This is a genomic window from Ralstonia sp. NFACC01 (assembly GCF_900115545.1).
Taxonomy (GTDB): Bacteria; Pseudomonadota; Gammaproteobacteria; order Burkholderiales; family Burkholderiaceae; genus Ralstonia; species Ralstonia mojiangensis.
The window spans coordinates 285,156-312,131 of the sequence record NZ_FOWV01000003.1 but is presented as its reverse complement, the minus strand read 5'-3'; the positions used below and the strand labels follow the sequence as shown (position 1 = coordinate 312,131).

Annotated in this window: 26 protein-coding genes; 15 read left to right on the top strand and 11 right to left on the bottom strand. The window is 63.2% G+C overall.

Features of this window, described 5'->3' with window-relative positions; translation table 11 throughout:
- Positions 1-13 precede the first annotated feature (13 nt).
- From hscB to iscX, 4 genes are all read left to right on the top strand, one after another.
- Positions 14-553 carry a Fe-S protein assembly co-chaperone HscB gene (gene hscB, locus BM136_RS09445; RefSeq protein WP_092971599.1) on the top strand — a complete coding sequence of 180 codons (540 nt, stop codon included), beginning with the start codon at positions 14-16 and terminating at the stop codon, positions 551-553.
- Positions 554-622: 69 nt separating this feature from the next.
- A complete protein-coding gene (gene hscA / locus BM136_RS09440) occupies positions 623-2,488 on the top strand; it encodes a Fe-S protein assembly chaperone HscA (RefSeq protein WP_092971598.1) in 1,866 nt (621 codons plus the stop codon).
- A gap of 44 nt (positions 2,489-2,532) precedes the next feature.
- Complete coding sequence (gene fdx / locus BM136_RS09435) at positions 2,533-2,871, top strand: ISC system 2Fe-2S type ferredoxin (protein WP_092971597.1); 339 nt, start codon at positions 2,533-2,535, stop codon at positions 2,869-2,871.
- 31 nt (positions 2,872-2,902) lie between these two features.
- Complete coding sequence (gene iscX, locus BM136_RS09430; RefSeq protein WP_009238557.1) at positions 2,903-3,097, top strand: Fe-S cluster assembly protein IscX; 195 nt, start codon at positions 2,903-2,905, stop codon at positions 3,095-3,097.
- A gap of 79 nt (positions 3,098-3,176) precedes the next feature.
- On the opposite strand, the gene BM136_RS09425 is transcribed toward iscX, so the two are convergent.
- From BM136_RS09425 to prfB, 4 genes are all read right to left on the bottom strand, one after another.
- Positions 3,177-3,920, bottom strand: a complete 744-nt coding sequence (locus BM136_RS09425; protein ID WP_092971596.1) for a glycine zipper 2TM domain-containing protein — start codon at positions 3,918-3,920, stop codon at positions 3,177-3,179.
- A 266-nt stretch (positions 3,921-4,186) separates the two neighbouring features.
- Entirely contained in the window at positions 4,187-5,731 is a 1,545-nt protein-coding gene (gene lysS / locus BM136_RS09420) for a lysine--tRNA ligase (protein WP_045204415.1), read from the bottom strand.
- 24 nt (positions 5,732-5,755) lie between these two features.
- Entirely contained in the window at positions 5,756-6,496 is a 741-nt protein-coding gene (locus tag BM136_RS09415) for an SDR family oxidoreductase (protein WP_092971595.1), read from the bottom strand.
- 25 nt (positions 6,497-6,521) lie between these two features.
- Positions 6,522-7,626, bottom strand: a protein-coding gene (gene prfB, locus BM136_RS09410; RefSeq protein WP_139219361.1) for a peptide chain release factor 2 whose coding sequence is annotated in 2 segments (ribosomal slippage) — positions 6,522-7,544 and positions 7,546-7,626 — 1,104 coding nt in all. Because the reading frame shifts where the segments join, the coding sequence is not laid out codon by codon here.
- 180 nt (positions 7,627-7,806) lie between these two features.
- Here prfB and pncB point away from each other — a divergent pair.
- The 5 genes from pncB to BM136_RS09385 all read left to right on the top strand — a co-directional run bounded on the left by pncB (position 7,807) and on the right by BM136_RS09385 (position 13,850).
- Positions 7,807-8,976, top strand: coding sequence for a nicotinate phosphoribosyltransferase (gene pncB / locus BM136_RS09405; protein ID WP_092971594.1), 1,170 nt, complete (start codon positions 7,807-7,809; stop codon positions 8,974-8,976).
- An 89-nt stretch (positions 8,977-9,065) separates the two neighbouring features.
- Positions 9,066-9,785, top strand: a complete 720-nt coding sequence (locus BM136_RS09400; protein ID WP_092971593.1) for a LutC/YkgG family protein — start codon at positions 9,066-9,068, stop codon at positions 9,783-9,785.
- Positions 9,786-9,922: 137 nt separating this feature from the next.
- Positions 9,923-11,332 carry a sodium:proton antiporter gene (locus BM136_RS09395; RefSeq protein WP_092971592.1) on the top strand — a complete coding sequence of 470 codons (1,410 nt, stop codon included), beginning with the start codon at positions 9,923-9,925 and terminating at the stop codon, positions 11,330-11,332.
- A 19-nt stretch (positions 11,333-11,351) separates the two neighbouring features.
- Positions 11,352-12,353, top strand: coding sequence for a 2-hydroxyacid dehydrogenase (locus tag BM136_RS09390; protein WP_092971591.1), 1,002 nt, complete (start codon positions 11,352-11,354; stop codon positions 12,351-12,353).
- A 12-nt stretch (positions 12,354-12,365) separates the two neighbouring features.
- Positions 12,366-13,850 (top strand): DNA recombination protein RmuC, encoded by a 1,485-nt coding sequence (locus tag BM136_RS09385; protein WP_092971590.1) that lies wholly within the window; start codon positions 12,366-12,368, stop codon positions 13,848-13,850.
- An 84-nt stretch (positions 13,851-13,934) separates the two neighbouring features.
- Here BM136_RS09385 and BM136_RS09380 read toward each other — a convergent pair whose 3' ends face one another.
- The 5 genes from BM136_RS09380 to BM136_RS09360 form a co-directional block, all read right to left on the bottom strand.
- Positions 13,935-14,213, bottom strand: a complete 279-nt coding sequence (locus BM136_RS09380) for a hypothetical protein (protein ID WP_004635681.1) — start codon at positions 14,211-14,213, stop codon at positions 13,935-13,937.
- A 151-nt stretch (positions 14,214-14,364) separates the two neighbouring features.
- Entirely contained in the window at positions 14,365-15,645 is a 1,281-nt protein-coding gene (glp, locus tag BM136_RS09375; RefSeq protein WP_092971589.1) for a molybdopterin molybdotransferase MoeA, read from the bottom strand.
- A 33-nt stretch (positions 15,646-15,678) separates the two neighbouring features.
- Positions 15,679-16,293, bottom strand: a complete 615-nt coding sequence (gene mobA / locus BM136_RS09370) for a molybdenum cofactor guanylyltransferase MobA (protein WP_092971588.1) — start codon at positions 16,291-16,293, stop codon at positions 15,679-15,681.
- Positions 16,294-16,313: 20 nt separating this feature from the next.
- A complete protein-coding gene (gene moaA / locus BM136_RS09365; protein WP_092971587.1) occupies positions 16,314-17,435 on the bottom strand; it encodes a GTP 3',8-cyclase MoaA in 1,122 nt (373 codons plus the stop codon).
- A gap of 183 nt (positions 17,436-17,618) precedes the next feature.
- The gene (locus tag BM136_RS09360; protein ID WP_092971586.1) at positions 17,619-20,624 is read right to left on the bottom strand and encodes an Rne/Rng family ribonuclease; all 3,006 of its coding nucleotides are present in this window, start codon (positions 20,622-20,624) and stop codon (positions 17,619-17,621) included.
- Between the two features lie 738 nt (positions 20,625-21,362).
- On the opposite strand from BM136_RS09360, the gene BM136_RS09355 reads away from it, so the two are divergent.
- The 4 genes from BM136_RS09355 to BM136_RS09340 are packed head-to-tail and all read left to right on the top strand — an operon-like array spanning position 21,363 to position 24,583.
- A complete protein-coding gene (locus BM136_RS09355) occupies positions 21,363-22,397 on the top strand; it encodes an RluA family pseudouridine synthase (RefSeq protein WP_092971585.1) in 1,035 nt (344 codons plus the stop codon).
- A complete protein-coding gene (locus tag BM136_RS09350) occupies positions 22,378-23,037 on the top strand; it encodes an HAD-IA family hydrolase (protein ID WP_004635673.1) in 660 nt (219 codons plus the stop codon). Before BM136_RS09355 ends, BM136_RS09350 begins: the two co-directional genes overlap by 20 nt.
- Positions 23,030-23,431, top strand: a complete 402-nt coding sequence (locus tag BM136_RS09345; protein ID WP_092971584.1) for a Rieske (2Fe-2S) protein — start codon at positions 23,030-23,032, stop codon at positions 23,429-23,431. The genes BM136_RS09350 and BM136_RS09345 overlap by 8 nt, the downstream gene beginning before the upstream one ends.
- Before the next feature lie 39 nt (positions 23,432-23,470).
- Positions 23,471-24,583, top strand: coding sequence for a S49 family peptidase (locus BM136_RS09340; RefSeq protein ID WP_092971583.1), 1,113 nt, complete (start codon positions 23,471-23,473; stop codon positions 24,581-24,583).
- A 16-nt stretch (positions 24,584-24,599) separates the two neighbouring features.
- Here the strand turns inward: BM136_RS09340 and BM136_RS09335 are convergent, their stop codons facing one another.
- Positions 24,600-25,331, bottom strand: a complete 732-nt coding sequence (locus BM136_RS09335; RefSeq protein ID WP_092971582.1) for an SAM-dependent methyltransferase — start codon at positions 25,329-25,331, stop codon at positions 24,600-24,602.
- Positions 25,332-25,334: 3 nt separating this feature from the next.
- Positions 25,335-25,931 (bottom strand): Maf-like protein, encoded by a 597-nt coding sequence (locus BM136_RS09330; RefSeq protein ID WP_092971581.1) that lies wholly within the window; start codon positions 25,929-25,931, stop codon positions 25,335-25,337.
- 192 nt (positions 25,932-26,123) lie between these two features.
- Here BM136_RS09330 and BM136_RS09325 point away from each other — a divergent pair, with 192 nt between their 5' ends.
- Both BM136_RS09325 and rpmF read left to right on the top strand, forming a co-directional pair.
- Complete coding sequence (locus BM136_RS09325; RefSeq protein WP_092971580.1) at positions 26,124-26,660, top strand: YceD family protein; 537 nt, start codon at positions 26,124-26,126, stop codon at positions 26,658-26,660.
- A 116-nt stretch (positions 26,661-26,776) separates the two neighbouring features.
- Positions 26,777-26,956 carry a 50S ribosomal protein L32 gene (gene rpmF / locus BM136_RS09320; RefSeq protein ID WP_003268823.1) on the top strand — a complete coding sequence of 60 codons (180 nt, stop codon included), beginning with the start codon at positions 26,777-26,779 and terminating at the stop codon, positions 26,954-26,956.
- Positions 26,957-26,976: the final 20 nt, after the last annotated feature.

Below are 26,976 nucleotides of genomic sequence, written 5' to 3'. Positions count from 1 at the left end.
GCTTTTTTTATTCATGAATTCCGGCTTGTCAGCGAACACGACGCATTTTTCCCTCTTCGGTCTGCCCGAGCACTTCGAGGTCGACGACGAGGCGCTGAACGCTGCCTATCGCACCGTGCAGTCGCAGGCGCATCCCGATCGTTATGCCCATGCGGGCGACGCCGAACGCCGCGTCGCCATGCAATGGGCCACGCGCGCCAATGAGGCCTACCAGACGCTGCGTGATCCGCTCAAACGGGCGACGTACCTGCTGCACCTGCGTGGTGTTGACGTGCAGGCGGAGAACAACACGGCTATGCCGCCCGCGTTCCTGATGCAGCAAATGGAGTGGCGCGAAACGCTCGGCGACGCCAAGGCCGAGCGCGATGTGGATGCGCTGGACGATCTGCTTGGCATGCTGCGCAAGGAAAAACGCGCGCGTTATCAGGCGCTGTCCGGCCTGCTCGGTGGCGATGGCAACACCGCGGCGGCGGCCGATGCCGTGCGCCAATTGATGTTCATCGAAAAGATCGAACGCGACACCGCCGAGGCCATCGACCGGCTGGACGACTAGAACCCAGAATTTGCGACAATGTTGGGTTTGCCCCGGCAGGCAGCCCATCCGCGCAATCGAGACATCCCCATGGCTTTACTGCAGATTTCCGAACCTGGCGAATCGCCCGCACCGCACCAGCGCCGTCTGGCGGTGGGCATCGACCTGGGCACGACCAACTCGCTGGTGGCCTCCGTGCGCAGCAGCGTGCCGGAAGTGCTGCCCGATGATCAGGGCCGCCCGCTGCTGCCCTCCGTGGTGCGCTATCTGCCCACGGGCGGCGCCCACATCGGCTACAAGGCTCAGGCTGAAGCCGTGCGTGACCCTAAGAACACCATCATCTCGGTCAAGCGTTTCATGGGGCGCGGCTTGAAGGATGTGGCCCACATCGAGAACACGCCATACGACTTTGTCGACGCGCCCGGCATGGTGCAGTTGAAGACCGTGGCCGGTGTGAAGAGCCCGGTGGAAGTGTCGGCGGAGATTCTCGCCACGCTGCGCCAGCGCGCCGAAGACACGCTCGGCGATGAGCTTGTCGGCGCCGTCATCACCGTGCCCGCGTACTTTGACGACGCACAGCGCCAAGCCACCAAGGACGCGGCCAAGCTGGCCGGCCTGAACGTGCTTCGTCTGCTGAACGAGCCGACCGCCGCCGCCATCGCCTATGGCCTCGACAACGCAGCCGAAGGTATTTACGCGGTTTACGATCTGGGTGGCGGTACGTTCGACATTTCGGTGCTCAAGCTCACCAAGGGTGTGTTCGAGGTCATGTCGACGGGCGGTGACTCCGCGCTCGGCGGTGACGATTTCGACCAGCGCGTCGTGTGCTGGATCGTCGAGCAAGCCGGCCTGCAACCGCTCTCGGCCGAAGACACGCGCCTGCTGCTGAACAAGGCACGTGCCGCCAAGGAATGGCTCTCCACCGCCGACAGCACCGAGATTGACGCGATGCTTTCCACCGGCGAGACCGTGCATCTCGTGTTGACCGCAGAGACCTTTGGCGAACTGACGGCCAATCTGGTGCAGAAGACGCTGTCGCCGGTGCGCCGCGCGTTGCGCGATGCGGGCGTGACGGTCGAAGAGATCAAGGGCGTGGTGCTGGTTGGTGGCGCGACGCGCATGCCGATCATCCGCCGTGCCGTTGGCCAACTGTTTGGCCAGACGCCGCTGACGAATCTTGATCCGGACCAGGTGGTCGCCATTGGTGCGGCCATGCAGGCCAACCTGCTGGCCGGCAATCGTGCGCCGGGGGAAGACTGGCTGCTGCTCGACGTGATCCCGCTGTCGCTGGGCGTCGAGACGATGGGTGGCCTGGTCGAGAAGATCATCCCGCGCAACAGCACGATTCCCGTCGCCCGCGCGCAGGAGTTCACCACCTTCAAGGACGGCCAAACGGCCATGGCGATCCACGTGCTGCAGGGCGAGCGCGAACTGGCGAGCGATTGCCGATCGCTGGCGCGTTTCGAGTTGCGTGGCATCCCGCCGATGGTGGCCGGCGCCGCGCGCATTCGCGTGACGTATCAGGTGGACGCTGACGGTTTGCTGTCCGTGTCGGCACGCGAAACGGTGTCGGGCGTGGAAGCGGCGATTGCTGTGAAACCGTCGTACGGTCTGGGCGATGACGATGTCGCCCGTATGCTGAAGGAAGGTTTTCAATCCGCCGAAGACGACATGCGCCGTCGTGCGCTGGCGGAAGAGCGCGTTGAAGGCGAGCGCTTGCTTGAGGCGCTGTCGCAGGCGCTGGCGGCCGATGGCGACCTGCTGTCGCCGGAGGAGCGCGCCGCCATCGACACCGAAATTGCTGCGCTGCGCGCCACCATGCAGGGAGAAGATCACCGCGCCATCAAGGACGCCGTGGATGCCCTGTCGCACGGCACTGACGAATTCGCCGCGCGCCGTATGGATCGCGGCATCCGGAAGGCGCTTGCCGGCAAACGTATCGAGGAGCTCGGCTGATCGCCGATCGCATCCCCCAAACACACTTATCGAACGAGTTCTTCATGCCACAAATCGTCGTCCTTCCTCACGTCGAATACTGCCCGGAAGGGGCCGTGATCGAAGCCAAGTCCGGCACGACCATCTGCGATGCGCTGCTGGGCGCCGACATCGAGATCGAGCACGCCTGCGAGAAGTCGTGTGCTTGCACGACCTGCCACGTGATCGTGCGCGAAGGCTTCAATTCGCTGGATGAGGCGAGCGAGAAGGAAGAAGATTTGCTCGACAAGGCTTGGGGCCTGGAGCCGAACTCGCGCCTATCGTGCCAGGCCAAGGTGGCGGATACCGACTTGACCGTCGAGATTCCGAAATACACGATCAACCACGCCAAGGAAAACCACTGAGCCGAGCGGCCAGCGGAGGAGGGAGCCCATCATGAAATGGAACGACATTCAGCAGATCGCGGAAGCGCTGTACGACAAGTACCCCGACGTCGATCCGACGCGCCTGAATTTTGTGGACTTGCACAACAAGGTCGTCACGCTGGAAGGCTTCGACGACGACCACAAGCGTGGCGGCGAGAAGTTCCTCGAGGCCATCCAGCAAGCCTGGATCGACGAAGCGGAATAAGCGCGTAGCGCTAAAACGCGTACGCATGAAAAAACCGGCCCGAAGGCCGGTTTTTCTTTGGGGCGAAGGCGACGGCGAGTTAGCCAGCCACCAGCGTACCGTTCTCGATATGCACGCGCTCGCCTGCCTGGAAGCCCGGGGCAGCCTTGTACGTGAAGCTGCGGTTCGTGCCGTTGTCCATGCGCACGTTCACGCGGTATTGGGTGTCGCGGCTGTAGTAGTTCTCCGCCACGTGGCCGCCGTAACCGCCTGCCACTGCGCCGCCGACTGTCGCGAGCGTGCGGCCATTGCCGCGGCCAATCTGGTTACCCAGCAAACCACCCACCACAGCGCCACCGATCATGCCCAGGCCAGTTTCCTTACCTTGCGTGGTAATCGGGGTGACTGACGTCACATGGCCGGCATACGGACTGGCCGACTGGCGCGGCTGTGTTTGCGCATAGCTCGGGTTGGCCGACGGCGCGCGCTCTGCGTACGACGGCTCACGGGCGCGCGCCGGAGCGGGTGCCACGTTCTGGGCCGGATACGGAGCGGCCTGATTCGGCTGCGTTGTCTGGCCCGGTGCAGCCAGCGCCATCGGGGCCGAAGCGCCCGGCATTGCCGCTGCTGATTGCGCAGCGACATTCGGATCGGTGCTGCCCTGCGTCGCTTTCGACGTCGGCAGCACCCCAGTGATGGCGGCCACCGCGGTCAGGCTGGCAATGATCACGGCCACAGCCGCCGTCGTCATCAAGGGATGCATGCGGCGTGACGACGACGGGACCTGACCCGGCGACGTGCCACCGTACTGTTGACCTTGGTTCGGTTGGATATTGTTGTTCATCTTCGTTCTCCTGCGGCCCGTGGTTGGTTCGGGGTTCGGCCTTCGATGATCACAGTGTGGTCCATCGCCCAAACGGATGCCGTTTTAATTTGTAAGCATCTGTACTCGGACTTTTCCCTTGAAAATCAAATATTTGGCGTGCTTTGATACATATTGTGAAAGCGGGGCGATGTTACAAATAGCGGGGTGGGCGCGCGTTTTGCGCCTGCGCAGGCAATAAAAAACGCCCCCGAAGGGGCGTCTTTTCAAAGCGTTAGCCGAGCCGGTCAGTCTTCCCGACGCAGGTGCGGGAAAAGGATCACGTCACGGATATTCGGGCTGTCCGTGAGCAGCATCACCAGACGGTCGATGCCGATGCCGCAGCCGCCAGTCGGGGGCATGCCGTATTCCAACGCGCGGATGTAGTCGGCGTCATAGAACATGGCCTCTTCGTCGCCGGCGTCCTTCTGCTCAACCTGCTTGCGGAAGCGTTCGGCCTGGTCCTCGGGGTCATTCAACTCGGAGAAGCCGTTGGCGATTTCGCGGCCGGTGATGAACAGCTCGAAGCGCTCGGTGATGCCAGGCAGCGTGTCGGAGCCGCGTGCCAGGGGCGACACTTCGACCGGGTAGTCGATGATGAACGTCGGCTCCCACAGTTGCGATTCGGCGGTTTCCTCAAACAGCACAAGCTGCAGGGTACCCACGCCGGCGTTCAGGAATTGCGGCGCGTTCGTGTCGATCTTGAACTTCTTCAGCTCGGCACGGAGGAAGTCGACATCCGCCAGCTGCGCGTCGGTGTATTGCGGCGCGTACTTCTGGATTGCCTGGCAGATGGTCAGGCGATGGAACGGCTTGGCAAGATCCAGCTCGCGGCCCTGATAGGTGAGCGTGGCGGTGCCCGAGGCGTCGATGGCGGCTTGGCGGATCAGCTGTTCGGTGAAGTCCATCAGCCAGCGGTAGTCCGTGTAGGCCGCGTAGAACTCCATCATCGTGAACTCGGGGTTGTGTCGCGGCGACACGCCCTCGTTACGGAAGTTGCGGTTGATTTCGTACACGCGCTCAAAACCGCCCACGATCAGGCGCTTGAGATACAGCTCTGGCGCAATGCGCAGGAACATCTGCATGTCCAGCGCGTTGTGGTGCGTGATGAACGGCTTGGCTGCCGCGCCGCCAGGAATCGGGTGCAGCATCGGCGTCTCGACTTCCATAAAACCGTTGCCGGCCATGAAGTTGCGCAGCGAGGCCATGGCCTTCGTGCGGGCGCGGAACGTGTCGCGCGTTTCCTTCGAGACGATCAGGTCGACGTAGCGCTGGCGGTACTTCTGTTCCTGGTCGGCCAGGCCGTAGTAGTCACCCGGCAGCGGACGCAGGCTCTTCGAGAGCAGGCGCAGCTCCGTCACAGCCACCGACAGTTCGCCAGTCTTCGTCTTCATCAGCGTGCCGCGTGCGGCCACGATATCGCCTAAGTCCCACTTCTTGAAGCTGGCGTAGACGTCTTCGCCCACGGCGTCGCGGCTGATATAGAACTGGATGCGGTCGGTGGCGTCCTGCACGGTGGCAAAGCTGGCCTTGCCCATCACGCGCTTGAGCATCATGCGGCCAGCAACGGCCACCTGCACCGGTTCGGCTTCCAGAGCAGCCTGCTCCAGCTCGCGGTACTTGGCTTGCAGATCACCGGCATGGTGCGTCGGGCGAAAATCGTTCGGGAACGCAACGCCTTGCTGGCGGATCTCTGCCAGTTTCTCGCGGCGCTCGGCGATGATCTTGTTGTCGTCCTGCGCCGGCACGGCGGCCGCGGTGTTCGATTCGGCCGGGTTGTTCTGTTCGGTCATGATGGTGATGAGAGAAATGTCGGTTCAGGCGATGTTGCGCAGGTCGTCCAGCTCGGTCGCGCCAAAGTCGGGGCGGACGAGGTAGGCGGCGATGCGCGCGGCGGCGTCTTGCGGCGAGACCAGCTCGCCATGCGCGTGCAGATCGCGGAAGCGCTGCACGCCGGCAAAGTCGGCGCCACGGATGGTGCGTTGCATGTCGGTATCGATGACGCCCGGGGCCAGCGCCACCGCGCGCACGCTGGCGTCGCCATCGGCGTTGATGGCGCGCACGAACATGTCCAGCCCCGCCTTGCCGGTGCAATACGCGGCCCAGCCGGCGATCGGCCGGCGGGCCGCGCCCGACGAGATCGCCAGCACGCGGCGCTGCGCATTCCACCCGACGGTACCCCGCAGCAGGGCGGAGGTCAGTGCCATCGGGCCGGCCAGGTTCAGTTGCAGGTGCGGCAGCAGCGTGTCAGCGCGCAACGTGTCGATGGCGCCGATCGGCTCGACCGCGCCGGCGTTGAGCACCAGCGTCACGTTGGCAAAGGCGGGCAGGGCGGCAAGCGTCTTGGTCATCCAAGCCTCGGCGGCATGCGCGTCGGACAGGTCGATCTGGTGCCAGTCGAGCGGCACACCGGCGGCTGCCGCCTGCGCGCGCAATTCGGCGTTATCGCCGCGTGCCACACAGATGAGGCGGCGACCGGGCTGCATCAGCGCCTGGGCCAGCGCGGCGCCCAGGCCGCGCGAGGCACCGGTCAGGATGAACAGGGACGTGTCAGACATGGCAGTCGCTCTGGTTTGGCTTGGATCAGACGCCCTGCTTCAGGCTGGCCTGGATAAACGGGTCGAGGTCGCCGTCCAGCACCTTCTGCGTGTTGGAGATTTCCACGTTGGTGCGCAGATCCTTGATGCGGCTTTGGTCCAGCACATACGAGCGGATCTGATGGCCCCAGCCCACGTCGGTCTTCGCTGCTTCCTGTGCGTCGGCAGCAGCCTGACGTTTGCGCAGCTCGTGTTCGTACAGACGCGACTTCAGCATCGTCATCGCTTCGGCGCGGTTGCGGTGCTGCGAGCGGTCGTTCTGGCACTGCACGACAATGCCGGTCGGGATGTGCGTAATCCGCACGGCCGAATCCGTCTTGTTGATGTGCTGACCGCCCGCGCCCGAAGCGCGGTACGTATCGACGCGCAGATCCGCCGGATTGACCTCGATTTCGATCGAATCATCGACTTCCGGATACACGAAGATCGACGAGAACGACGTGTGGCGCCCGCCCGCCGAGTCGAATGGCGACTTGCGCACCAGGCGGTGCACGCCGGTCTCGGTGCGCAGGAAGCCAAAGGCGTATTCGCCTTCGACCTTGATCGACGCACTCTTGATGCCGGCCACGTCGCCTTCGGACTCTTCCAGGACTTCGGTCTTGAAGCCTTTGCGCTCGCAATACTTCAGGTACTGGCGCAGCAGCATCGACGCCCAGTCGCACGCCTCGGTGCCGCCGGCGCCGGCCTGGATGTCGATGAAGCAGTTGGCGGCGTCCATCGGGCCGGAGAACATGCGGCGGAATTCCATGTCTTCGACAATGGCGCGCATGCCTGCGGTGTCGGCCTCGATGGCTTCGATCGTGTCGTCGTCGCCCTCTTCGCGGGCCAGCTCGAACAGCTCGGCGCCCCCGGTGAGGTCTTCGTCGAGCTTGGTCAGTGCCAGCACGACGGTTTCAAGCGACTTTTTCTCGCGGCCCAGTTCCTGGGCGCGTTTGGGATCGTTCCAGACCTCGGGGTTTTCGAGTTCTTTGTCGACTTCAACTAGACGTTCAGATTTGACGTCGTAGTCAAAGATACCTCCGAAGGTCGTCGGCGCGCGACTTCAGGTCGGCCAACGTGTTCTGGACGGCATTGAGGCGTTCTGCTTCCATGGTGCAAAAATCCGGTCGGAAACCGGAAATTATAGCGGAATCAAGGGGTTTCCCGTCCGGTTGGAACCCCAAAACGGCCATTTTCCGGGCCGTGTAGCGGGATTTGTGTGACTGCCGCAGGCGTGCCGCGTGGCTTCGGTTAGCATGACGGCCAGTTCATATGGCTTTTGGCGCCGTCCGATGATCATCCGCTCGCTGCTCGATACCGATCTGTACAAATTCACGATGATGCAGGTGGTGCTGCATCACTTTCCTGGCGCGCACGTCGAATACCGGTTCAAGTGCCGCAACGCGGGCGTCGATCTGGTGCCGTTCATTGACGAGATTCGCGCGGAAATCCGCCATCTCTGCACCCTGCGCTTTACCGATGCGGAGCTCGATTACCTGCGCGGGATGCGCTTCATCAAGAGCGATTTCGTCGATTTTCTCGGCCTGTTCCATCTCAACGAGAAGTACATCGACGTGCGTCAGGCGCCCAGCAACGATGGGCAGATCGAGATCGTCATCGCGGGGCCGTGGCTGCACACGATCATGTTCGAGGTGCCGGTCCTGGCCATCGTCAACGAGGTGTTCTTCAGTCGGACGCAGACGCACCCGCAGTGGGAGGAGGGCAAACGCCGCCTGACCGACAAGCTGGCGTCGCTGAAGCGCCCCGGCCTGGAAGACTGCCGCATTGCCGATTACGGCACCCGCCGCCGCTTCTCGCACACCTGGCACGAACATGTGCTGCTGGAGACGTGTGCGCAGCTCGGCGCCCAGTACGCGGGCACCAGCAACGTCTACTTCGCCATGAAGCACGGCATGACGCCGCTTGGCACCATGGCGCATGAGTACCTGCAAGCCTGTCAGGCACTCGGTCCGCGCCTGCGCGATTCCCAGACCTTTGCGCTGGAAACCTGGGCCAAGGAATATCGCGGCGATCTCGGTATCGCGCTGTCGGATACCTACGGCTTCGACGCCTTCCTGCGCGACTTCGACATGTTTTTCTGCAAGCTCTTCGATGGCGTTCGCCACGATTCTGGCGACCCGTTCGAGTGGGGCGAGCGCATGCTCAAGCATTACGAGGACATGCGCGCCGAGCCGAAGTCCAAGGCGCTGATCTTCTCCGACAGTCTCGACATGCCCAAGGTCATCGGCCTGTATGAGCGTTTCCATGGCCGCTGCAAGCTGGCCTTTGGCGTGGGAACGAACCTGACCAACGACCTGGGCTATACGCCGCTTCAGATCGTCATCAAGATGGTCCGCTGCAACGGCCAGCCGGTGGCCAAACTGTCGGATGCACCGGAGAAGACCATGTGCGACGATCCGGCCTACCTCACGTATCTGAAGCAAGTGTTCGGCGTGCAATAAGGCTCACGCCAGCGCCGAATAAGTTTCAACGGCGTTGGCCGATCGCGCTCAAAGCGGCTCGTATAATCGACCGATCTTTCGGAGCCGCCATGGAATCACAACCGGACACCCCCGTCGACCCGCTCGACACCAGCCGCGCACGGGATGCCATCTTTGCGCGCATTCGCAATGCGCAGCATCGTCCCGCGAAACCGACACAGGGTGAGCGCGACGCCGTGGCGGATTACCTCGCGCGGCATCCCGCCGGTCCGCGCCCGCCAATGCCCGAGGACCTCGCCGCGCATTTCGCCGAGCAGGCACTGAAGATGGCCTCCACGCTGGAGTCGGTGGACGCGCTATCCGACGTGCCGGGCGCTGTGGCTCGCTACTTGGCCGGCCTTAGCCTTAAGCCGCAGGCGGTGGCCTGGACGACGTTGCAGTCCCTCGACTGGACGGCCGCCGGCATCGATATCCAATTCCGTCCGCCCGTCCGTGAAGCGCAAGCCGATCAGGAACACGGCGATCTCGTCGGCATTACGGGTTGCTTCTGCGCGATTGCCGAGACGGGCTCGCTGATGCTGCTGTCGGGGCCGGAGAACGTCGCCTCCACGGCGCTGCTGCCCGAGACGCATATCGCCGTGGTGCCGCAATCGCGCATCGTCGCCAATCTGGAAGACGCCTATACGCTGATGCGCATGGAGCGGGGCGAACTGCCGCGCGCCACCAACGTCATCAGCGGGCCTTCGCGCACGGGCGATATCGAGCAGACGATCGTGCTCGGTGCACATGGGCCGTATCGCGTACACGTGATTGTTGTGACGACCGCCTGACGCGGCGTCCTAGGCGCATTGGCCCATCAAACATCCGTGGACGTTTAGGAGGCGACAGACCTCAGGCGTTTACACTGGCGTCTTTGTTTGTGTGGCGCGGCGGCGTTTGCTGCGCCCGCGCTTAGGAGAACGCCGACGTGAAACGCCTCTGGCCCCTTGTCTTCCTGTTTGTCTGTGGCCTGGCGCGCGCCGCTGATGTAAGCGGTGCTGAGTTGCACCTGTTATGGGGTGTGCCGTTTGCGGGCATCCTGCTCTCGATTGCCATTGCGCCGCTTGTCGTGCCCAAACTATGGCACGACCATTACGGCAAGATCGCGGCGGCGTGGGCGTTGGCGCTTCTGGTCCCGTTCGGGATCGTGTTCGGTTCTGACGCGGCCATCACTTCCGTCAATCATGCCGCCCTTGCTGAGTACATTCCCTTCATCGCGCTGATCGCCGCTTTGTACGTTGTCGCAGGCGGCATCTGCATTCGCGGCAATCTGCACGGCACGCCAAAGCTCAATACCGGCTTGATCGCACTTGGCACGGCGCTGGCCAGCATCATGGGGACGACCGGCGCGGCCATGCTGCTGATTCGGCCATTGCTGCGCGCCAACGAAGCACGCCGGCATCGCGCACACGTCGTCGTGTTCTTCATCTTTCTGGTAGCCAATGCCGGTGGAGCGCTCACGCCGCTGGGCGATCCGCCGCTATTCCTCGGCTTCCTGCAGGGCGTTGATTTCTTCTGGACCACGCAATATCTGTGGCGGCAGACGCTCACGATGTGGGTGCTGCTGCTGGCGATCTTCTTCGTCATCGATAGCTACCTCTATCACACGGGCAAGGAAGAGCTGCCCAACATCACTGATGCGACGCCGGACGACGCCGGCCCGCTACGCTTCGAGGGCAACGTCAACTTTGTGCTGCTGGCAGGCATTCTCGGACTCGTGCTGATGAGCGGGTTGTGGAAGCCCGGCATCGTCTTCTATGTGATGGGCACCGAGGTGCTGCTGCAGAACGTAGTGCGCGACATCGGGCTGGTGGTGATCGCGCTGCTTTCTCTGTGGCTCACGCCTAGGGGCGCGCGCGCCGGCAACGAGTTCAACTGGGAGCCCATCCTGGAAGTTGCCAAGCTGTTTGCCGGCATCTTCATCACGATCGGGCCGGTGATCGCCATGCTCAAGGCCGGCGTGGACGGCCCTTTCGCGGGCATCGTCCATCTCGTTAACGACAGCGCGGGCCAGCCGAACAACGCGATGTACTTCTGGGCGACGGGGTTGCTGTCGTCGTTCCTCGACAATGCGCCGACGTATCTGGTGTTCTTCAACACCGCAGGCGGTGACGCGCGCATGCTGATGAGCGAGGGTGCCTCCACACTGGGCGCCATTTCCGCTGCGGCCGTGTTCATGGGCGCCAACACTTACATTGGCAACGCGCCCAACCTGATGGTCAAGGCAATCGCCGAAAGCCGTGGCCTGCAGATGCCGAGCTTCTTTGGCTACATGTTGTGGTCCGTTTGCATTCTCGTGCCGATTTTCGTTCTGATGACCTTCGTCTTCTTCCGCTAACCGAACGTGTGCTGAACGTATGAAACCCGGAATCCTTGTCACCCGCGCGATGTTTCCCGAAGTGCTTGGGCGCTTGCGCGAGACCTTCGACGTGATCGACAACCAGGCGGACGTCGTTTATCCGCCCGAAGCGCTGGCGGAGCGTCTGCAGGGTCGCGTTGGCCTGCTGTCCAACGCCGCCGACACCATCAACGCCGATCTGATCAGCCGCGTGCCGACGCTGCGCGCGGTATGCAACATGGCCGTCGGCTACAACAACTTTGACCTCGCAGCGATGACGCGCGCGGGCATCCTCGCTACCAACACGCCCGACATCCTGACCGAGACCACCGCCGACTTCGGCTGGGCTCTGCTGATGGCCGCCGCTCGCCGTGTGTCCGAATCCGAACGCTGGCTACGCGAGGGGCATTGGAAGCGCTGGACTTACGACGCCTTCCTCGGGGCCGAGGTATATGGCAGCACGCTGGGCATTCTCGGCATGGGCCGCATCGGCCAGGCACTGGCACGGCGCGCGAGCGGCTTCTCGATGCGCGTGATCTATCACAACCGCAGCCGGCTTTCGCCTGAACTCGAACAGGACACGCGCGCTACGTACGTCAGCAAGGACGATTTGCTGAAGCAGGCAGATCATCTCGTGCTGGTGCTGCCGTATTCCAAGGAAAGCCACCACGCCATCGGCGCCGCTGAACTGGCACAGATGAAGCCGACCGCTACGCTGGTCAATCTCGCGCGCGGCGGCATCGTGGATGACGCAGCGTTGGCGCAGGCGCTAGCGGACAAACGCATCTTCGCGGCCGGCCTGGATGTGTACGAGGGCGAGCCGAAGGTGCATCCGGCGTTGCTCGAGGCCGAGCACGTTGCACTCACGCCGCACATTGCCAGTGCCACCGTTGGCACGCGCCTGGGCATGGCCAATCTGGCGGCCGATAACCTGATTGCTGCACTGGGCTTCGGCCCGCACGCGGGGCAGCCGCCCAACTTGTTGAACCCGGATGCGCTCGCGCAGCGCGCTTCCTCCTGACCGAACGCAGATATGGACTGGCTGGCTTTACTGACGTTGTTGGGCGTAGCCATGGTGGCTGTGCTCTGTGTGTTGATCTGGCGTGGCGTGTCTCGCCCTGCAGGAAACGATATGTCGCCGATGCTCGCGGCGCTGCAAGATGCGCTCATGCGGGAACTCACGCGCGGCAACGAACGCATCGAGCGCGAACTGCGCGGCGAAATTGCTGAGACCGCCCGCATCGGCCGCAGCGACGTCACCCAGCAACTGGGGCAGTTCCAGCAGGTGCTGGCCACGCAGCTCACCAGCGTCGCCACGCTGCAGAACAACCAGATCGACACGTTTGCGCAGCAGCTCACCAAGCTGACAGAGACGAACACGCAGCAACTGGAGGCCGTGCGCCAGCACCTGCAGCAGCAAGCCCAGCAGGCACGCGAAGAGCAGGGCAACGCGCTGCGCCGCTTTGGCGAGTCGATGCAGCAGCAGCTCTCCCAATTGGGTGAGGGCAATGAGCGCCGCCTGGCTGAGGTACGCGCCACGCTCGAACAGAAGCTCAAGGACATCGAGGCGAACAACGCGACCAAGCTCGACGAGATGCGCCGCACTGTCGACGAAAAGCTGCACGCCACGCTGGAGCAGCGGCTTGGCGAATCGTTCAAGTTGGTGTCGGATCGGCTTGAGCAGGTGCATCGCGGCCTGGGCGAAATGCAGGCGCTGGCACAAGGCGTGGGTGACCTGAAGAAGGTGCTGACCAACGTGAAGACGCGCGGCACCTGGGGCGAAGTCCAGCTTGAGATGCTGCTGGAGCAGATGCTCACGCCCGAGCAATACGACAAGAACGTCGAAACCGTGCACGGCACCGGCGCGCGCGTGGAATTTGCCATTCGCCTGCCCGGCAAGACCGATGCCGATCACGATGCAACGGTCTGGCTGCCGATCGACGCCAAGTTCCCGAAAGAGCAGTACGAACGCCTGCTCGATGCACAGGAGCGGGCCGATGCCGACGCCGCTGCCGTCGCCAGCCGCGAGCTGGAAGTCGCGGTGCGCAAAGAGGCACAAACCATCCACGAGAAGTACATCGCGCCGCCGGCCACGACCGACTTCGCCATCCTTTTCCTGCCGACCGAGGGCCTCTACGCTGAAGTGCTGCGCCGCCCGGGCCTGACCGACGAGTTGCAGCGCAAGTTCCGCGTAACGGTGGCAGGCCCGACCACGCTAACGGCCATCCTCAACAGCCTGCAGATGGGCTTCCGAACGCTGGCGCTGGAAAAGCGCTCCAGCGAAGTCTGGCAAGTGCTCGGCGCGGTGAAGAGCGAGTTCGGAAAGTTTGGCGATGTGCTGGCAGCGACGAAGAAGACGCTGGAGCGAGCCGTCAGCAACATCGAACAGGCCGAGGTGCGGACGCGTCAGATGAACCGCAAGCTCAAGGCGGTGGAGGCGCTGCCGAGCGATTCCGCGCAGAGCGTGTTGGGGCTGGAAACCACCGTGCCGCAGGACGACGAAACCGAGGCCGAATAAGGCAACGCCGAATAGAACGTCGACATCAGCAAAAGAAAAGGGGCGGATATTTCCGCCCCTTCTTCTTGGACCGCGCAGAAGCGATCAGGCTTCTTCCGGCACGTCGCGCAGCAGGATCTCGATACCGCCAAAGCGCTCGGCGACCCAGTTGTAGGCATGGCAGGCCAGCCACAGCGCACCAAAACCAACCAGGGCATTGAGGATCAAGCCGCTGAGCACGACAATCGTCGGCAGTTCACCGTAGCGGACGAAGCCGACGAAGAAAAACAGCCCTACGACCGGCAGCGAGAAACAGAGATACACCAGCACCAGCGCGCGTGCGGTGTGGGCCGGGTGAAGATACGCAATCTCCTTGGTCATCATGGCAGTGCTCAAGCTCAAATCCGAAACAATCAAACTGGCGCAGAGTGTAGCGAATCGACCGATGCGCCGATACCCGCAGCCCGCAGGTGACGCAAAAAACCGACAGCATGCGGTGTTGCAGACGGCACAAGAGCCGCCGTCGCCACGCCGCTCAGACGAGGCCGTCGAACAGCAGGACCTGCACGGCGTCGCCGGCGTTGACCTGGCCTTGTTCGTGGGCGAGCACGACGAAACAATTTGCTTCGCTCATTGAACGCAAGACGCCCGAACCCTGCTGGCCGGTCAGGCGGACTTCGAGCTGGCCGCGATCATTCAGGGCGGCAATCGCGCGCTGATATTCCGTGCGGCCAGGGCGCTTGCGGATCGGGGCAGCGCTGACGGCCGGCACCAGTGGTGCGCCGGCGTCGGTGGCGCCCATCATGCGCAGCAGCGCGCCGCGCACGAAGTGATAGAACGTCACCATCACTGCCACCGGGTTGCCCGGCAAGCCAAAAAGGAAAGCGCTGCGGCCATTTGACGCGATGCGCCCGAACGCCATCGGCCGGCCCGGGCGCATGGCGATCTTCCAGAACGTCACGTCGCCGAGCTTGGCCATCATCTGTTTGGTGAAGTCCGCTTCGCCGACGGAGACCCCGCCCGAAGTGATGATCGCATCGGCATTTTCGGCGGCGTTGCGGAAGGCGGCTTCGAGCGCCGCCGGGTCGTCGCGTACGACGCCCATGTCGAGCAGTTCCACGCCCAGGCGCGAGAGCATGCCGTGGAGCGTGTAGCGGTTGGAGTCGTACACGCAGCCGGCGTCGAGCGGTTCACCAATGGAGCGTAGCTCGTCGCCGGTGGAGAAGAACGCCACGCGCAGCTTGCGGCGCACAGAAACTTCGGCGATGCCGAGCGAGGCAAGCAGGCCGATGTCGGCGGGGCGCAGCGTACGGCCGGCGGACAGCGCGGCGCTGCCTCGCGCGAGGTCTTCACCACGCAGACGACGGTTGTCGCCGGCGCGCACGGCATCGCGGGCAAAGCGGACGGTGTTGGCATCGCCTTGCGTGAATTCCTGCGGAATGACCGTATCGCAGCCCACCGGCATGACGGCACCGGTCATCACGCGCACGGCTTCACCTGCGCTGGGTGCACCATCAAAGGCGACACCCGCGTACGCCGTACCGATCACCCGCAAGGAGACTTCGCCTGCATCGCCGGCCAGCTCCGTGCTGGCAAAGGCAAAGCCGTCCATCGCCGAGTTGTCGTGCGCAGGCACATCGATGGATGACAGCACGTCTTCAGCCAGCACGCGATCAAGCGCGCTGCGGATGGCCACGCGGGCGACGCCGCTCACGGGCTGCACGAAGTCGCGCATGATGGCTTGCGCTTGCGCGACGGGCAGGGCGTTCGGATCGTAATCGGACAGGCACGAAACGACAGAGGCGAGGGTGGTCATGACGTCGATGAGGGATCGGATGGCGTCAGCGCTCTAGCGGCGTTCGGCCAGATGGTGCAACTCTTCCAGCGTGTTGATGTTGGTGAAGGCGGTGCTGTCGTCAAACAGCACGTCCACCGTGGGGTGGCGCGCGGTCCAGGTTTCGATCTTGCGGCCACCACCTTGCAAATAGGCGATCAGGTCGTCGGCCAGCAGGGCATCGATCAGACAGAATACCGGCTGCACTTGCCGACGCAGTTGACCTTGCGCATCCGGCTCCATCGTCACCGGTATGGCGATACGCGCGTTGGCCTCGTCCATTGCCTGTGAGAGCTTGGCGGCGAGGTCGGTCGGCACGAACGGCGAATCGCAAGGCGCTGTCAGCAGGTAGCGCGTCTGGCATTGCTCCAGCCCGGCCAGGATGCCCGCCAAGGGGCCGGCAAAGTCCGGCACCGAATCCGCCACCACCGGCACGCCGAACGACTCGTACGCGGCGAGGTTGCGATTGGCGTTGACCAGCATGTGGCCGACCTGCGGCGACAGGCGCATCAGCGTGTGCATCGCCATCGGCGCGCCACGAAACGTCTGCAGGCCCTTGTCGACGCCGCCCATGCGGCTGCCCCGGCCGCCGGCCAGGATCAGGCCGGTGATGTCGGATGTTGGAATCATGTCGTTGAATGCTGGCGGGTTCAGCCGCCGATGTAGGACATTTCGATGCGCCGGCCGGCCGGATGGGCCTCGCCGCTGGCACGCAATTCGGAGTAGCGGTCGGCGCGGCCTTGCCAGACCGTGCGGATCGCATTGGAGAGTTCGAGATCGGTCGCGCCGCCGCGCAGTAGCGCGCGCAGGTCGAAACCTTCTGTGGCGAACAGGCAGAGATACAGCTTGCCTTCGGTCGACAGCCGGGCGCGCGTGCAATCGTGGCAGAACGCCTGCGTCACGCTGGAAATCACACCGATTTCCCCTGTGCCATCGACATAGCGCCAGCGCTCGGCGGTCTCGCCGCTGTAGTTGGCCGACACGGGTTCAATCGCAAACTCCGCAGACAGACGCTTGATGACCTCCGCCGAGGGCACGACAGAACGCATTTCCCAGTGGTTGGTCGTTCCCACGTCCATGTATTCGATAAAGCGGACGATGATGCCGCTGCCGCGGAAGTGACGCGCCATCGGCACGATTTGGTCATCGTTGTCGCCTTTCTTGACGACCATGTTGACCTTGATCGGCGCCAGTCCGACCTTGTGCGCCACTTCAATGCCATGCAGCACTTCGCCCACCGCAAAGTCGACGTCATTCATGCGGCGGAAAGTCGCATCGTCGATGCCGTCAAGGCTGACGGTTACGCGGCTGAGGCCCGCGTCCTTGAGCGACTGCGCCTTGCGTGCAAGCAGGGCGCCGTTTGTGGTGAGCGTCAGGTCCAGCGGCTTGCCTTCGGCTGTGGTGAGGCGCGCGAGCATCTCGACCAGGCGTTCGATGTCCTTGCGCAGCAGCGGCTCGCCACCGGTCAGGCGGATCTTCTCGACGCCGTGCTCGATAAACAACCGAGCCATGCGTTCGATCTCTTCGAACGAGAGCAGCTCGGAATGCCGCAGGAAGCGGTAATCCTTGTCGAACACGTCCTTCGGCATGCAGTAGACGCAGCGGAAGTTGCAGCGGTCCGTCACCGAGATGCGCAGATCGTGCAGCCGGCGGCCGCGCGTGTCCGTCAGCCTGCCCTCTGCTGGGACGAGCACATTGGGGACATTAGGCACCGTGGCGCGATGGTGCTGGCCATCACGCAGATCGTAGAGGGGGATGACGGTTTCGGTCATGGTGTGGTGCGGTGCGTCAATCCGCGAAGCGGGACTGTTGCATCCGATACAACTTCGAGTGTAGCGCAGCACCCGTTCCGCGCGAGCGGTGGGGTTTCATACTCGATATATCGCGCACAGGAAAAAGGGCGGCCGAAGCCGCCCTCAAGTGTTTGCCCCGGCGGTTACCCGCCGGTGTGCTGCTTACTGCTGGTCTGCACCACCCGCCGGGCGGTTGGTTTCGACCAAAACCATCGGGCCGTGCTGGACCGGCGGCAGAGGCTTGCGCTCGCGCGGCGCACGCGGTGCCGTAACGGTGCGCGCAGCTTCTTCCTGCGAGGCGCGCAGCTTCTGACCGTCAGTGTGGACCCATGTCATGCCGGCGTTGTCCAGCACGCTCTGCAGCGTCTCGATCGGCAACGGCGAAGCCTTTGCAATCGTGCTGACCGGAGCCGGGACTTCCGCAAAGGCCGTCACGATGGCCTCTTGAGGCGCCTGCGCTTCCGCGGCGGGCGCTGCGGCAGCGGTTGCAAGGGCGGGTTCCGTGGGCTGCACTTGCGGCAGGGCCGACACAGGTGCGACGGCTTCCGCATGCACCGGTTCGTGTACCACCGGAGCCGGGTTCTCAACCGGTGCGAACGATGTCGTCTGCACCGGTTCCGTCACGGTCGCGGGCAGTACCGGCTCGGCATGCATTTCAGCGACGGCTTCGTCTGCGCTTTCAGCGCCTTCGTTTTCGCCTTCACCTTCCGCACGGACGCCTTCCGCACCCTCGCGGTCGCGGCGATAGCGGTTGCGGCCACGGCGGCCACGGCGACGGCGCTCTTCACCTTCACCGTTGCCTTCTGCGCCCGGAGTCACGCCTTCGTCCACGACGCCTTCTGCCGGAGCAGCGGTGTCGAACAGCGGCTGCGGCACTTGCGATGCGGCGGTCTGGTCGATCAGCGCTTCGGTGGCCACGGCTGCGGCTTCCTTGGCTTGTTGGTCGCGCTCGCCGCGGCTTTCGCGGGGCTCGCGGCTTTCACGCGGCTCGCGTGGTTCACGACCCTCGCGGGCTTCACGCGGCTGGCGTTCGCGGCGTTCTTGATTGCGTTCGCGGCGGCCTTGGCCCTGGTTCTGACCCTCGCCGCGCGCTTCCTGGCCTTGCTGCGGCTGACGGGCTTCTGCCGTCTCGCGAACACCGCCCTCGACCTGGGCCGGTTGACGGTTGCGATCGCGGTTGCCGCGCTGACCGTCACGTTGACCTTCGCGCTGGACTTGTTGCTGACCTTCACGGGCTTCGTTGCGCTCACGGCCCTGGCGGTTGCCGTCACGGCCGTTTTGGCCCTGACCTTGGCGCTCACCACGTTCGCCGCGCTGGCCGCGGCCACCACGGTCCTGGCGATTGCCACGGCCTTGGCGGTTGCCTTCTTCAGCACGTTGCTTCGGCGTTTCGACGGGCGCTGCCACCACCGGCTCGGCCGGCTTGGCGCCAAACAGCGATTTCAGCCACGAAACAAAACCACCCTGGGCGGGCACCGGAGCCGGCGCCTGCGGTGCGGGAGCGGCTTCGGCACGCGCCGGACGCTCGGCGCGCGGCACCGACACGGGTGCCGGTTGGTCCGGCGTGATGCCCTTGACGGCGGCTTCCTGGCGCGGCTTGGCAGCTTCCTTACGGGTGCTGTATGCGGTGTCGGCTTCCAGTTCCTTGGCGGCCTCTTCGGCCATCTTGTAGCTGGCCTTGTCGTCGTCCAGGCGCGGATCGTCGTGGCGCAGACGTTCCAGCTTGTAGTGCGGCGTCTCCAGATGCTTGTTCGGGATCAGCAGCACGTTGACCTTGAAGCGCGTCTCGATCAGGTTGATGTCCGGGCGCTTCTCGTTGAGCAGGAACGCAGCCACTTCCACTGGCACCTGGCAGTGGATCGCGGCGGTGTTTTCCTTCATCGCCTCTTCCTGGATGATGCGCAGCACCTGCAGGGCAGAGGATTCGGTATCGCGAATATGGCCCGTGCCGTTACAGCGCGGGCAAGTGACGTGCGAGCCTTCCGACAGCGACGGACGCAGGCGTTGACGCGACAGCTCCATCAGGCCGAAGCGGCTGATCTTGCCCATCTGCACGCGGGCGCGGTCGTGGCGCAGCGCGTCTTTCAGACGGGTTTCGACGTCCTTCTGGGCCTTGCTCGACTCCATGTCGATGAAGTCGATCACGATCAGGCCGCCCAAGTCACGCAGGCGGAGCTGGCGAGCGATTTCGTCTGCAGCCTCAAGGTTGGTGCGCGCGGCAGTTTCTTCGATATCGGCGCCTTTGGTGGCGCGTGCCGAGTTCACGTCAATGGCGACGAGCGCCTCGGTGTGGTCGATCACGATGGCGCCGCCCGAGGGCAGCATGACCATGCGCGAGTACGCAGACTCAATCTGGTGTTCGATCTGGAAGCGCGAGAACAGGGGAACGTCGTCGCGGTATTTCTTCACCCGATTCATGTTGTCGGGCATTACCACGCTCATGAAAGCGCGGGCCTGATCGTAGATATCGTCCGTATCGATAAGGATTTCGCCGATATCCGGCTGGAAGTAATCACGAATCGCGCGAATGACCAGGCTGGATTCGAGATAGATCAGCAGCGGGGCCTTGTTGTCGACGGCGGCGCCATCAACAGCCTTCCACAGCTGCATCAGGTAATTCAGGTCCCACTGCAGCTCTTCAGCCGAGCGGCCGATGCCGGCGGTGCGGGCGATGATGCTCATGCCGTCCGGCACTTGCAGTTGCGCCATCGTCTCGCGCAGTTCCTGGCGGTCTTCGCCCTCGATGCGGCGCGACACGCCACCGCCACGCGGGTTGTTCGGCATCAGCACCAAATAGCGACCGGCCAGCGAAATGAACGTGGTCAGGGCTGCGCCCTTGTTGCCGCGCTCTTCCTTTTCGACCTGGACAATCAGCTCTTGGCCTTCAGACAGGGCGTCCTGGATGCGCGCGCCGCGCACGTCCACACCGTCCTTGAAATAGGCGCGGGCGACTTCCTTGAAGGGGAGAAAACCGTGCCGCTCTTCGCCGTAGTTGACGAAGCACGCTTCCAGCGACGGTTCGATGCGGGTGATGACACCCTTGTAGATATTGCCTTTGCGCTGTTCGCGCCCGGCGGTTTCGATGTCGATATCGATCAGTTTCTGACCATCGACAATGGCGACGCGCAATTCTTCTTGCTGCGTCGCATTGAATAACATGCGTTTCATTGCAACCTCACTCCAATGCCGTGCAAGCACGGCGCTTCATGGAGCACGCAAAGGCGGAGCGGGTGGTCAACGAATTGCCGAGGTGTCGGCCAACAAAAAAGGCGCGACTGGGCACGGGTGAAAGAAATGAGGGCATTCCACGCGTCATCATGGATGGCAGGGCGGAGTCCGCGGACGCGGTTGGCGTCCAGTTTGCGCGTCCTGTCACTCGTGCCACGGGCCCCGTTGCATTTGCAGGCGGGCCGGCAGCGGCGAGTCGCGTGAAGCGACCACAAAGAGCGAATTGACGGACGGCCTGTCCGGACGAAACCCGCGGCGGGGCAAATCGGGCGGCGTGCTGCTTTTTGGAGTTTTGCCGCCGGACCGCCATGGCAACGCGGTAACCGGATGTTCAGCCGGCCGGCACCAGTCTGGTGCGGCAAGGGCTTCTTTCACCAAGCGGGCGCCGTATGGATGACCATGTGGCGCCCGCCTTTGAATTCTGTTCTACCAGCTGCTCGTTCTACGCTGGCCGACGGAGCCGACGTGATCTTTGGTTCACGTCCTGCTCAGTGGGACAGCGGTGCGTGCTGCTTTCGTGCCGATTAGTCGGCCACGTGATTAGCTTTGTAACACAAGTGGGCGAGAGATCGGCGCGTTCCGGACCGAAACGGTGGCTGTGTACAATACCTGTTGTTTCGTTCCGACCGGCTGTTGCTGGCGCCTAAACGACTGTCCAGCGAGAAAATTATATTGAAAATGAATGAGTTACGCCATCCATTTGATGGCCGCATTCAACAGGCCGGACGTGGCACACTCGGCGATGCACTCGACGGCAAGTCGGTCGCCTATGTTGAAATCGGCGAGGACGCTGAAGGTCAGCGCATCGACAACTTCTTGATGCGCGTGGCCAAGGGCGTGCCCAAAAGCCATATCTACCGCATCCTGCGTTCCGGCGAGGTGCGGGTTAACAAGAGTCGCATTGACGCGGAATATCGCCTGAAACTTGGCGATCTCGTCCGTATTCCTCCCCTCCGAATCGCCCAGCAGGCCGAATCGCCGCGTGTAGCTCCTGCGGCAGAATTCACGATCCTTCACGAAGATACGCACTTGTTGGTGATCGATAAGCCCGCAGGGGTGGCCGTGCACGGTGGCTCCGGGGTGGCGTTCGGGGTGATCGAACAATTGCGCCAATCTCGCCCGGACGCAAAGTTTCTAGAGTTGGTGCACCGGCTCGACCGCGAAACGTCGGGTGTGCTGTTGCTCGCCAAAAAGCGCTCTGCGCTGGTAGCGCTGCATGAGCAGATCCGTGAAGGCCAGTTGGACAAGCGGTACTTTGCGGCTGTGAAGGGCGTCTGGCCGCACAAGCGTCAACACATCAAGTCGCCCCTGCACAAATACACCACGCCCGAAGGCGAGCGCCGGGTGCGTGTGCAGGCCGACGGGCAGGCATCGCACACGATCTTCAACAAAGTAGGGGTGTTTGGTCCCTACACGTTGCTGGAGGCCGAGCTGAAGACCGGGCGCACGCACCAGATTCGTGTGCATCTTGCGCACGCCGGTTTCCCTATCCTGGGCGACGACAAGTATGGCGATTTCGCCCTGAACAAGGCGCTGTCACGTGCGAATGCTTCGCCGCGACTGGCGCGGATGTTCTTGCACGCGCATCGCCTGCAGTTGACGCATCCGCAAAGCGGAGAAACCATCACGTTCAATGCGCCGTTGCCCGCCGAGTGTGCCGATTTCCTCAACGCTTTCAAGGGCCCCGATTCTGATGCCGCAGCAGCGTTTTGACCTGATCGTTTTCGACTGGGATGGCACGTTGATGGATTCGACGTCGGCCATCACCCGGTCGATCCAGCTAGCCTGCCGGGATCTTGATCTGCCTGTGCCCGATGACGCGCGGGCGAGTCACGTGATCGGATTGGGCCTGCGGGATGCGCTTGAATATGCGGTCCCCACGCTCGATCCTGCCGACTACGGCAAGCTGGCCGATCGATATCGCTTCCATTACCTCAGCCGCGACGCGCATCTCGTGTTGTTTCCGGGCGTGCGCGAAATGCTGGAAGCGCTGCGCCGCCAGAACTATCTGCTGGCGGTGGCGACGGGCAAATCCCGCGTTGGCCTGCAACGTGCAATGGAGGCGACGAATCTGACGGGCGTCTTCGACAACACACGCTGCGCCGATGAGACGTTCTCCAAGCCGCACCCCGCGATGCTGCTCGAACTCACGCGCGATCTCGGCATGGAGGTCGAGCGCACGGTGATGATTGGCGACACGACCCACGATCTGCAGATGGCGGCCAATGCGGGCGCCGCTGGCGTAGCCGTCACATACGGCGCGCATCCTGCCGATGTGCTGGATTCCCTTACGCCGTTGTATAGCGCCAAGTCGGTTCCCGATTTACACAATTGGCTGACGCAACATGCCTGATATGGCGGAACAGATCCGTGTGTGCGAAAGCACTGCGCTGGAAGATGGCGGCCTTGGGGTCCGGTTTCAGGTGGAGGTGCGGGGGCGGCTCGTCAGCGCGTTTGTTGTCCGTTACGCGGGTGGCGTCCATGGTTATTTGAACCAGTGCGCGCACGTGCCGATGGAAATGGACTGGCAGGAAGGCCAGTTTTTCGAAAGCTCGGGCCTGTATTTGATGTGTGCAACGCATGGCGCCATTTACGAACCAGATACTGGCCGGTGCGTCGGCGGCCCGTGCCGGGGCTCGCATTTGTCCAAACTTGCGGTGGCGGAGCGCGACGGCGCAGTCTGGTGGCAGCCGGATGCACTATTTCGGGTGCCCGTGCCCGCGCCGGAGCCAACCCCCTCCGCCTAGCAGCGCAGTTTTTCTTCTCGACCGTTTTTCTCCTTGTCTATGACCGACTCGATTCCGCCGAAAGGGCCAGACGACGCCCCAAATGAGGGTGCAGGCAAACCAGAAGCGCTGGAAGTCGCCCAGCACGCTGATCATCCGCTTGAGGCTGAATTGCGTAACTCGGCCGCAGGCAGGCCGGCCTCGGCATCTGCGCCAGCAGCATCCGCGCAGGGCAGCGGCTGGGAGCGTGAGGTGCTGGAAAAAGTCTTGATGGCAACCGTCCGTGAGCAGCGCGCCGCGCGCCGCTGGCGCATCTTTTTCCGCTTCGTGACGCTGGGCCTGATCGGGGTGCTTATTTACGCGTTCGCCAGTTTGGAAGGCGAAACCGTTAGCACGGGCCGCCACACGGCGGTTGTCACGCTCGATGGTGAAATTGCGGCCAACACAAACGCCAGCGCCGAGAACATCAACGCCTCGTTGCAGGCTGCGTTTGCAGACGACAACACCGTCGGTGTGATCCTGAAGATCAATTCGCCGGGCGGCTCGCCGGTGCAGGCGGGCATGATCAACGATGAAATTCGCCGTCTTCGCGCCAAGTACAAGAAGATTCCGCTGTACGTCGTGGTCGAAGAGATGTGCGCGTCAGGCGGTTATTACGTGGCCGCCGCGGCAGACAAGATTTACGTCGACAAGGCCAGCATTGTCGGCTCGATTGGCGTGCTGATGGACGGCTTCGGCTTTACTGGACTGATGGACAAGGTGGGCGTCGAGCGCCGCCTACTTACGGCCGGCTCGAACAAGGGGATGCTCGATCCGTTCTCGCCCGTGTCGCCCCAGCAGAAACAGTATGCGCAGGAAATGCTCGATCAGGTGCACCAGCAGTTCATCGATGTGGTGAAGCAGGGCCGCGGCAACCGTCTGAAGGCCGATCCGACGCTGTTCACGGGTCTGTTCTGGACGGGCACCAAGGCTGTGGACCTTGGCCTGGCTGATGCGATCGGCAGCTCGGACTTTGTGGCGCGCAGCGTTATCAAGGCGCCGGACGTGGTCGACTACACCGTCAAGGAAAACTTCGCCTCGCGTGTAGCGCGCAAGCTCGGCACGGCGATGGGCGCGGGCGCGGTGAAGGCGCTGGCCGCTACGGGCCAGCTTAAGCTGCTGATGAAGGAGTAAAGAAGGAAGAGGCGCGCTATCGCGCCAGCAGCGAGAAGATCGCCGGCCGCTTGTGCAGGTTTATGCGGTCGGCGCGCCAGTCGCTCACGGGCAGTGTGACGACCTGCTCGTCGGGCAGCGTCAGGTCCACCGCAATCGAGAGCAGCGTACTCGGCGCGCAGCCAGCCTGAATGGCCTCGAGCAACGCGCCATTTCGGTACGGCGTCTCGATAAACACCTGTGTTTGCCCTGCAGTGCGTGAAAGCTGTTCCAATGCGCGCAGCTTGGTCTTACGCTCAGCGGCGTCGACGGGCAGATAGCCGTTGAACGCAAAGCTCTGGCCGTTCAATCCGGACGCCATCACCGCCAGCAGAATCGAACTCGGCCCCACCAGCGGTTTTACGCGCACGCCGCGTCGGTGCGCGAGGCGCACGAGATTCGCGCCCGGATCGGCCACCGCCGGCACCCCGGCTTCCGACATCAACCCAGCGTCCTGGCCGGCAGCCACTGGCGCCAACAGTGCTTCCAGTTCCGATTCCGGCGTTTTGACGTTCAGTTCGCGGATGGTGATTTCCTGCAGTGGGCGCGCCAGCGGCGTAGTCTCGGCCAGCTTTTTCAGCAACGCACGCGCCGTCTTGGCGTGTTCAGCGACGAAGTAATCGAGTCGCGCGGTGATCTGCTGCACGCCAGCCGGAATTACCTCAGGGAGCGGATCAGCCGCATCGCGTGAGCCCAGCGTATTTGGAATGAGGTAAAGCGTACCGGCCATGGTTCAGGCGAAGAGCGGGTAGTGAACGTTGCGCAGCATGCTGGTCAGGGCGATCAGCGGCAGGCCAACCAGGGCGGTCGGATCCGATGACTCCACGCGTTCAAGCAGGGCGATGCCCAGACCTTCTGATTTGGCGCTTCCCGCAACGTCGTATGGGTGTTCCAGGTGCAAGTAGGCGTCCAATTCCTCGTCGGAAAGATCGCGGAAGGTCGCCAGCGTGCGAATGTCCTCGCTCTGGTGTTGCCCGGTCCGACCGTCGTACAGGCACAACGCTGAATGGAATGTGACGGTGCGTCCACGCATCCAGTGCAATTGCGCCAGTGCGCGGGCGTGGTCGCCCGGCTTGCCAACCTGCTCACCGTCCAGCGTGGCGACCTGATCGGAGCCGATGACCAGCGCGCCGGGATAGCCTGCTGCGACCTTCTCCGCCTTTTGCCGGGCCAGGCGTAGCGCGGTCTGGTCGGGCGACTCGTCCGGGGCGGGGGTCTCATCAATGTTCGGTACCACAATCTCAAACGGCAAGCGCAGGCGTTCGAGCAATTCCCGCCGATATGGCGAGCTGGAGGCCAGAATGAGCGGCGGACGCGATGCAGAAGTCATAAGTGCTTGAAGATGCAGTAGATTTTGAGCAAAACCTTTTGACGCCAGAGGTTTCTGCCCGCTATAATCCCGCGTTTCGCGGTTTGGCCGCGCAGTGTCGCAAACCGAGCGCCCAGGCGCAAGGTGTCGGGCGCTGCAGGGCGGTCGATCCGGTTCGCGCACCAACAGCAACGCGTTTAGCAGGTTCGATTCGTGGATTTTCGTGCATTCGATCTTTTCGCGTTCATTCGCGCGGGTGAGCCGGCAAGCGGTACAGTCAATCTGACCGATATGCCTCGCCTGCTGGCCGAGCAGGCTGCGGATGCTCCCGCTGATGCCAACACGCAATTCCGTTGGCAGTTGCAGGGTCTGGTGCGTGAGGAGGCTACCGCCGGTCAGTTGCCCCGCCAGCGTCTCTTCGTGGATCTCGAAGTGGATGGGGCGGTCTGGCTGCAATGCCAGCGATGCCTCAAGGCTTACGAGCAGCCTCTGCCGGTGTGCACGCGACTGGAAGTCATGCGCTCAGAGGCCGATGCCGATGCCGCTCCGCTGGATGACGATGAGGCTGATGTCATCGTCGGCTCGCGCAACTTTGATCTGATCACGCAGATCGAAGATGAGCTGTTGCTGGCGTTGCCGGTGTCACCGCGTCATGCAGTCTGCCCGGATGAGGTGTTGCCGGAAGAGGCTGATGCTGAAAAGAAGCCGTCGCCGTTCGCGGTGCTGGCTAACCTGAAGACCAAACATTAGGCGTGCGCGAGTATTTGCGCGCGCTGATGGCAGTACGTTTCACACGCCTACCGGAATGGCTACGCTCCGGCTCCGTGTGATGTGATAAAATCGATCAAATTGCTTAGGAGTCAGTCATGGCTGTTCAACAAAACAAGAAGTCGCCGTCCAAGCGCGGCATGCATCGTTCGCACGATTTCCTGACGACGGCCCCGATCGCCGTCGAGCCGACCACCGGCGAAGTGCACCTGCGTCACCACGTGAGCCCGAACGGCTACTATCGTGGCCGCAAGGTTGTGAAGACCAAGAACGACTGATGCGATTTGCCAGTTTTCTG

What these genes read in the sequence shown, in the direction of transcription:
- BM136_RS09340 (WP_092971583.1), top strand. Translation starts at nt 23,471, where the DNA reads ATGACCGACTCGATTCCGCCGAAAGGGCCAGACGACGCCCCAAATGAG.
- fdx (WP_092971597.1), top strand. Translation starts at nt 2,533, where the DNA reads ATGCCACAAATCGTCGTCCTTCCTCACGTCGAATACTGCCCGGAAGGG.
- BM136_RS09385 (WP_092971590.1), top strand. Translation starts at nt 12,366, where the DNA reads ATGGACTGGCTGGCTTTACTGACGTTGTTGGGCGTAGCCATGGTGGCT.
- hscA (WP_092971598.1), top strand. Translation starts at nt 623, where the DNA reads ATGGCTTTACTGCAGATTTCCGAACCTGGCGAATCGCCCGCACCGCAC.
- BM136_RS09355 (WP_092971585.1), top strand. Translation starts at nt 21,363, where the DNA reads ATGAATGAGTTACGCCATCCATTTGATGGCCGCATTCAACAGGCCGGA.
- pncB (WP_092971594.1), top strand. Translation starts at nt 7,807, where the DNA reads ATGATCATCCGCTCGCTGCTCGATACCGATCTGTACAAATTCACGATG.
- BM136_RS09350 (WP_004635673.1), top strand. Translation starts at nt 22,378, where the DNA reads ATGCCGCAGCAGCGTTTTGACCTGATCGTTTTCGACTGGGATGGCACG.
- BM136_RS09415 (WP_092971595.1), bottom strand. Translation starts at nt 6,496, where the DNA reads ATGTCTGACACGTCCCTGTTCATCCTGACCGGTGCCTCGCGCGGCCTG.
- BM136_RS09330 (WP_092971581.1), bottom strand. Translation starts at nt 25,931, where the DNA reads ATGACTTCTGCATCGCGTCCGCCGCTCATTCTGGCCTCCAGCTCGCCA.
- BM136_RS09390 (WP_092971591.1), top strand. Translation starts at nt 11,352, where the DNA reads ATGAAACCCGGAATCCTTGTCACCCGCGCGATGTTTCCCGAAGTGCTT.
- rpmF (WP_003268823.1), top strand. Translation starts at nt 26,777, where the DNA reads ATGGCTGTTCAACAAAACAAGAAGTCGCCGTCCAAGCGCGGCATGCAT.
- BM136_RS09360 (WP_092971586.1), bottom strand. Translation starts at nt 20,624, where the DNA reads ATGAAACGCATGTTATTCAATGCGACGCAGCAAGAAGAATTGCGCGTC.
- iscX (WP_009238557.1), top strand. Translation starts at nt 2,903, where the DNA reads ATGAAATGGAACGACATTCAGCAGATCGCGGAAGCGCTGTACGACAAG.
- moaA (WP_092971587.1), bottom strand. Translation starts at nt 17,435, where the DNA reads ATGACCGAAACCGTCATCCCCCTCTACGATCTGCGTGATGGCCAGCAC.
- lysS (WP_045204415.1), bottom strand. Translation starts at nt 5,731, where the DNA reads ATGACCGAACAGAACAACCCGGCCGAATCGAACACCGCGGCCGCCGTG.
- mobA (WP_092971588.1), bottom strand. Translation starts at nt 16,293, where the DNA reads ATGATTCCAACATCCGACATCACCGGCCTGATCCTGGCCGGCGGCCGG.
- BM136_RS09380 (WP_004635681.1), bottom strand. Translation starts at nt 14,213, where the DNA reads ATGATGACCAAGGAGATTGCGTATCTTCACCCGGCCCACACCGCACGC.
- BM136_RS09345 (WP_092971584.1), top strand. Translation starts at nt 23,030, where the DNA reads ATGCCTGATATGGCGGAACAGATCCGTGTGTGCGAAAGCACTGCGCTG.
- glp (WP_092971589.1), bottom strand. Translation starts at nt 15,645, where the DNA reads ATGACCACCCTCGCCTCTGTCGTTTCGTGCCTGTCCGATTACGATCCG.
- BM136_RS09400 (WP_092971593.1), top strand. Translation starts at nt 9,066, where the DNA reads ATGGAATCACAACCGGACACCCCCGTCGACCCGCTCGACACCAGCCGC.
- hscB (WP_092971599.1), top strand. Translation starts at nt 14, where the DNA reads ATGAATTCCGGCTTGTCAGCGAACACGACGCATTTTTCCCTCTTCGGT.
- BM136_RS09335 (WP_092971582.1), bottom strand. Translation starts at nt 25,331, where the DNA reads ATGGCCGGTACGCTTTACCTCATTCCAAATACGCTGGGCTCACGCGAT.
- BM136_RS09425 (WP_092971596.1), bottom strand. Translation starts at nt 3,920, where the DNA reads ATGAACAACAATATCCAACCGAACCAAGGTCAACAGTACGGTGGCACG.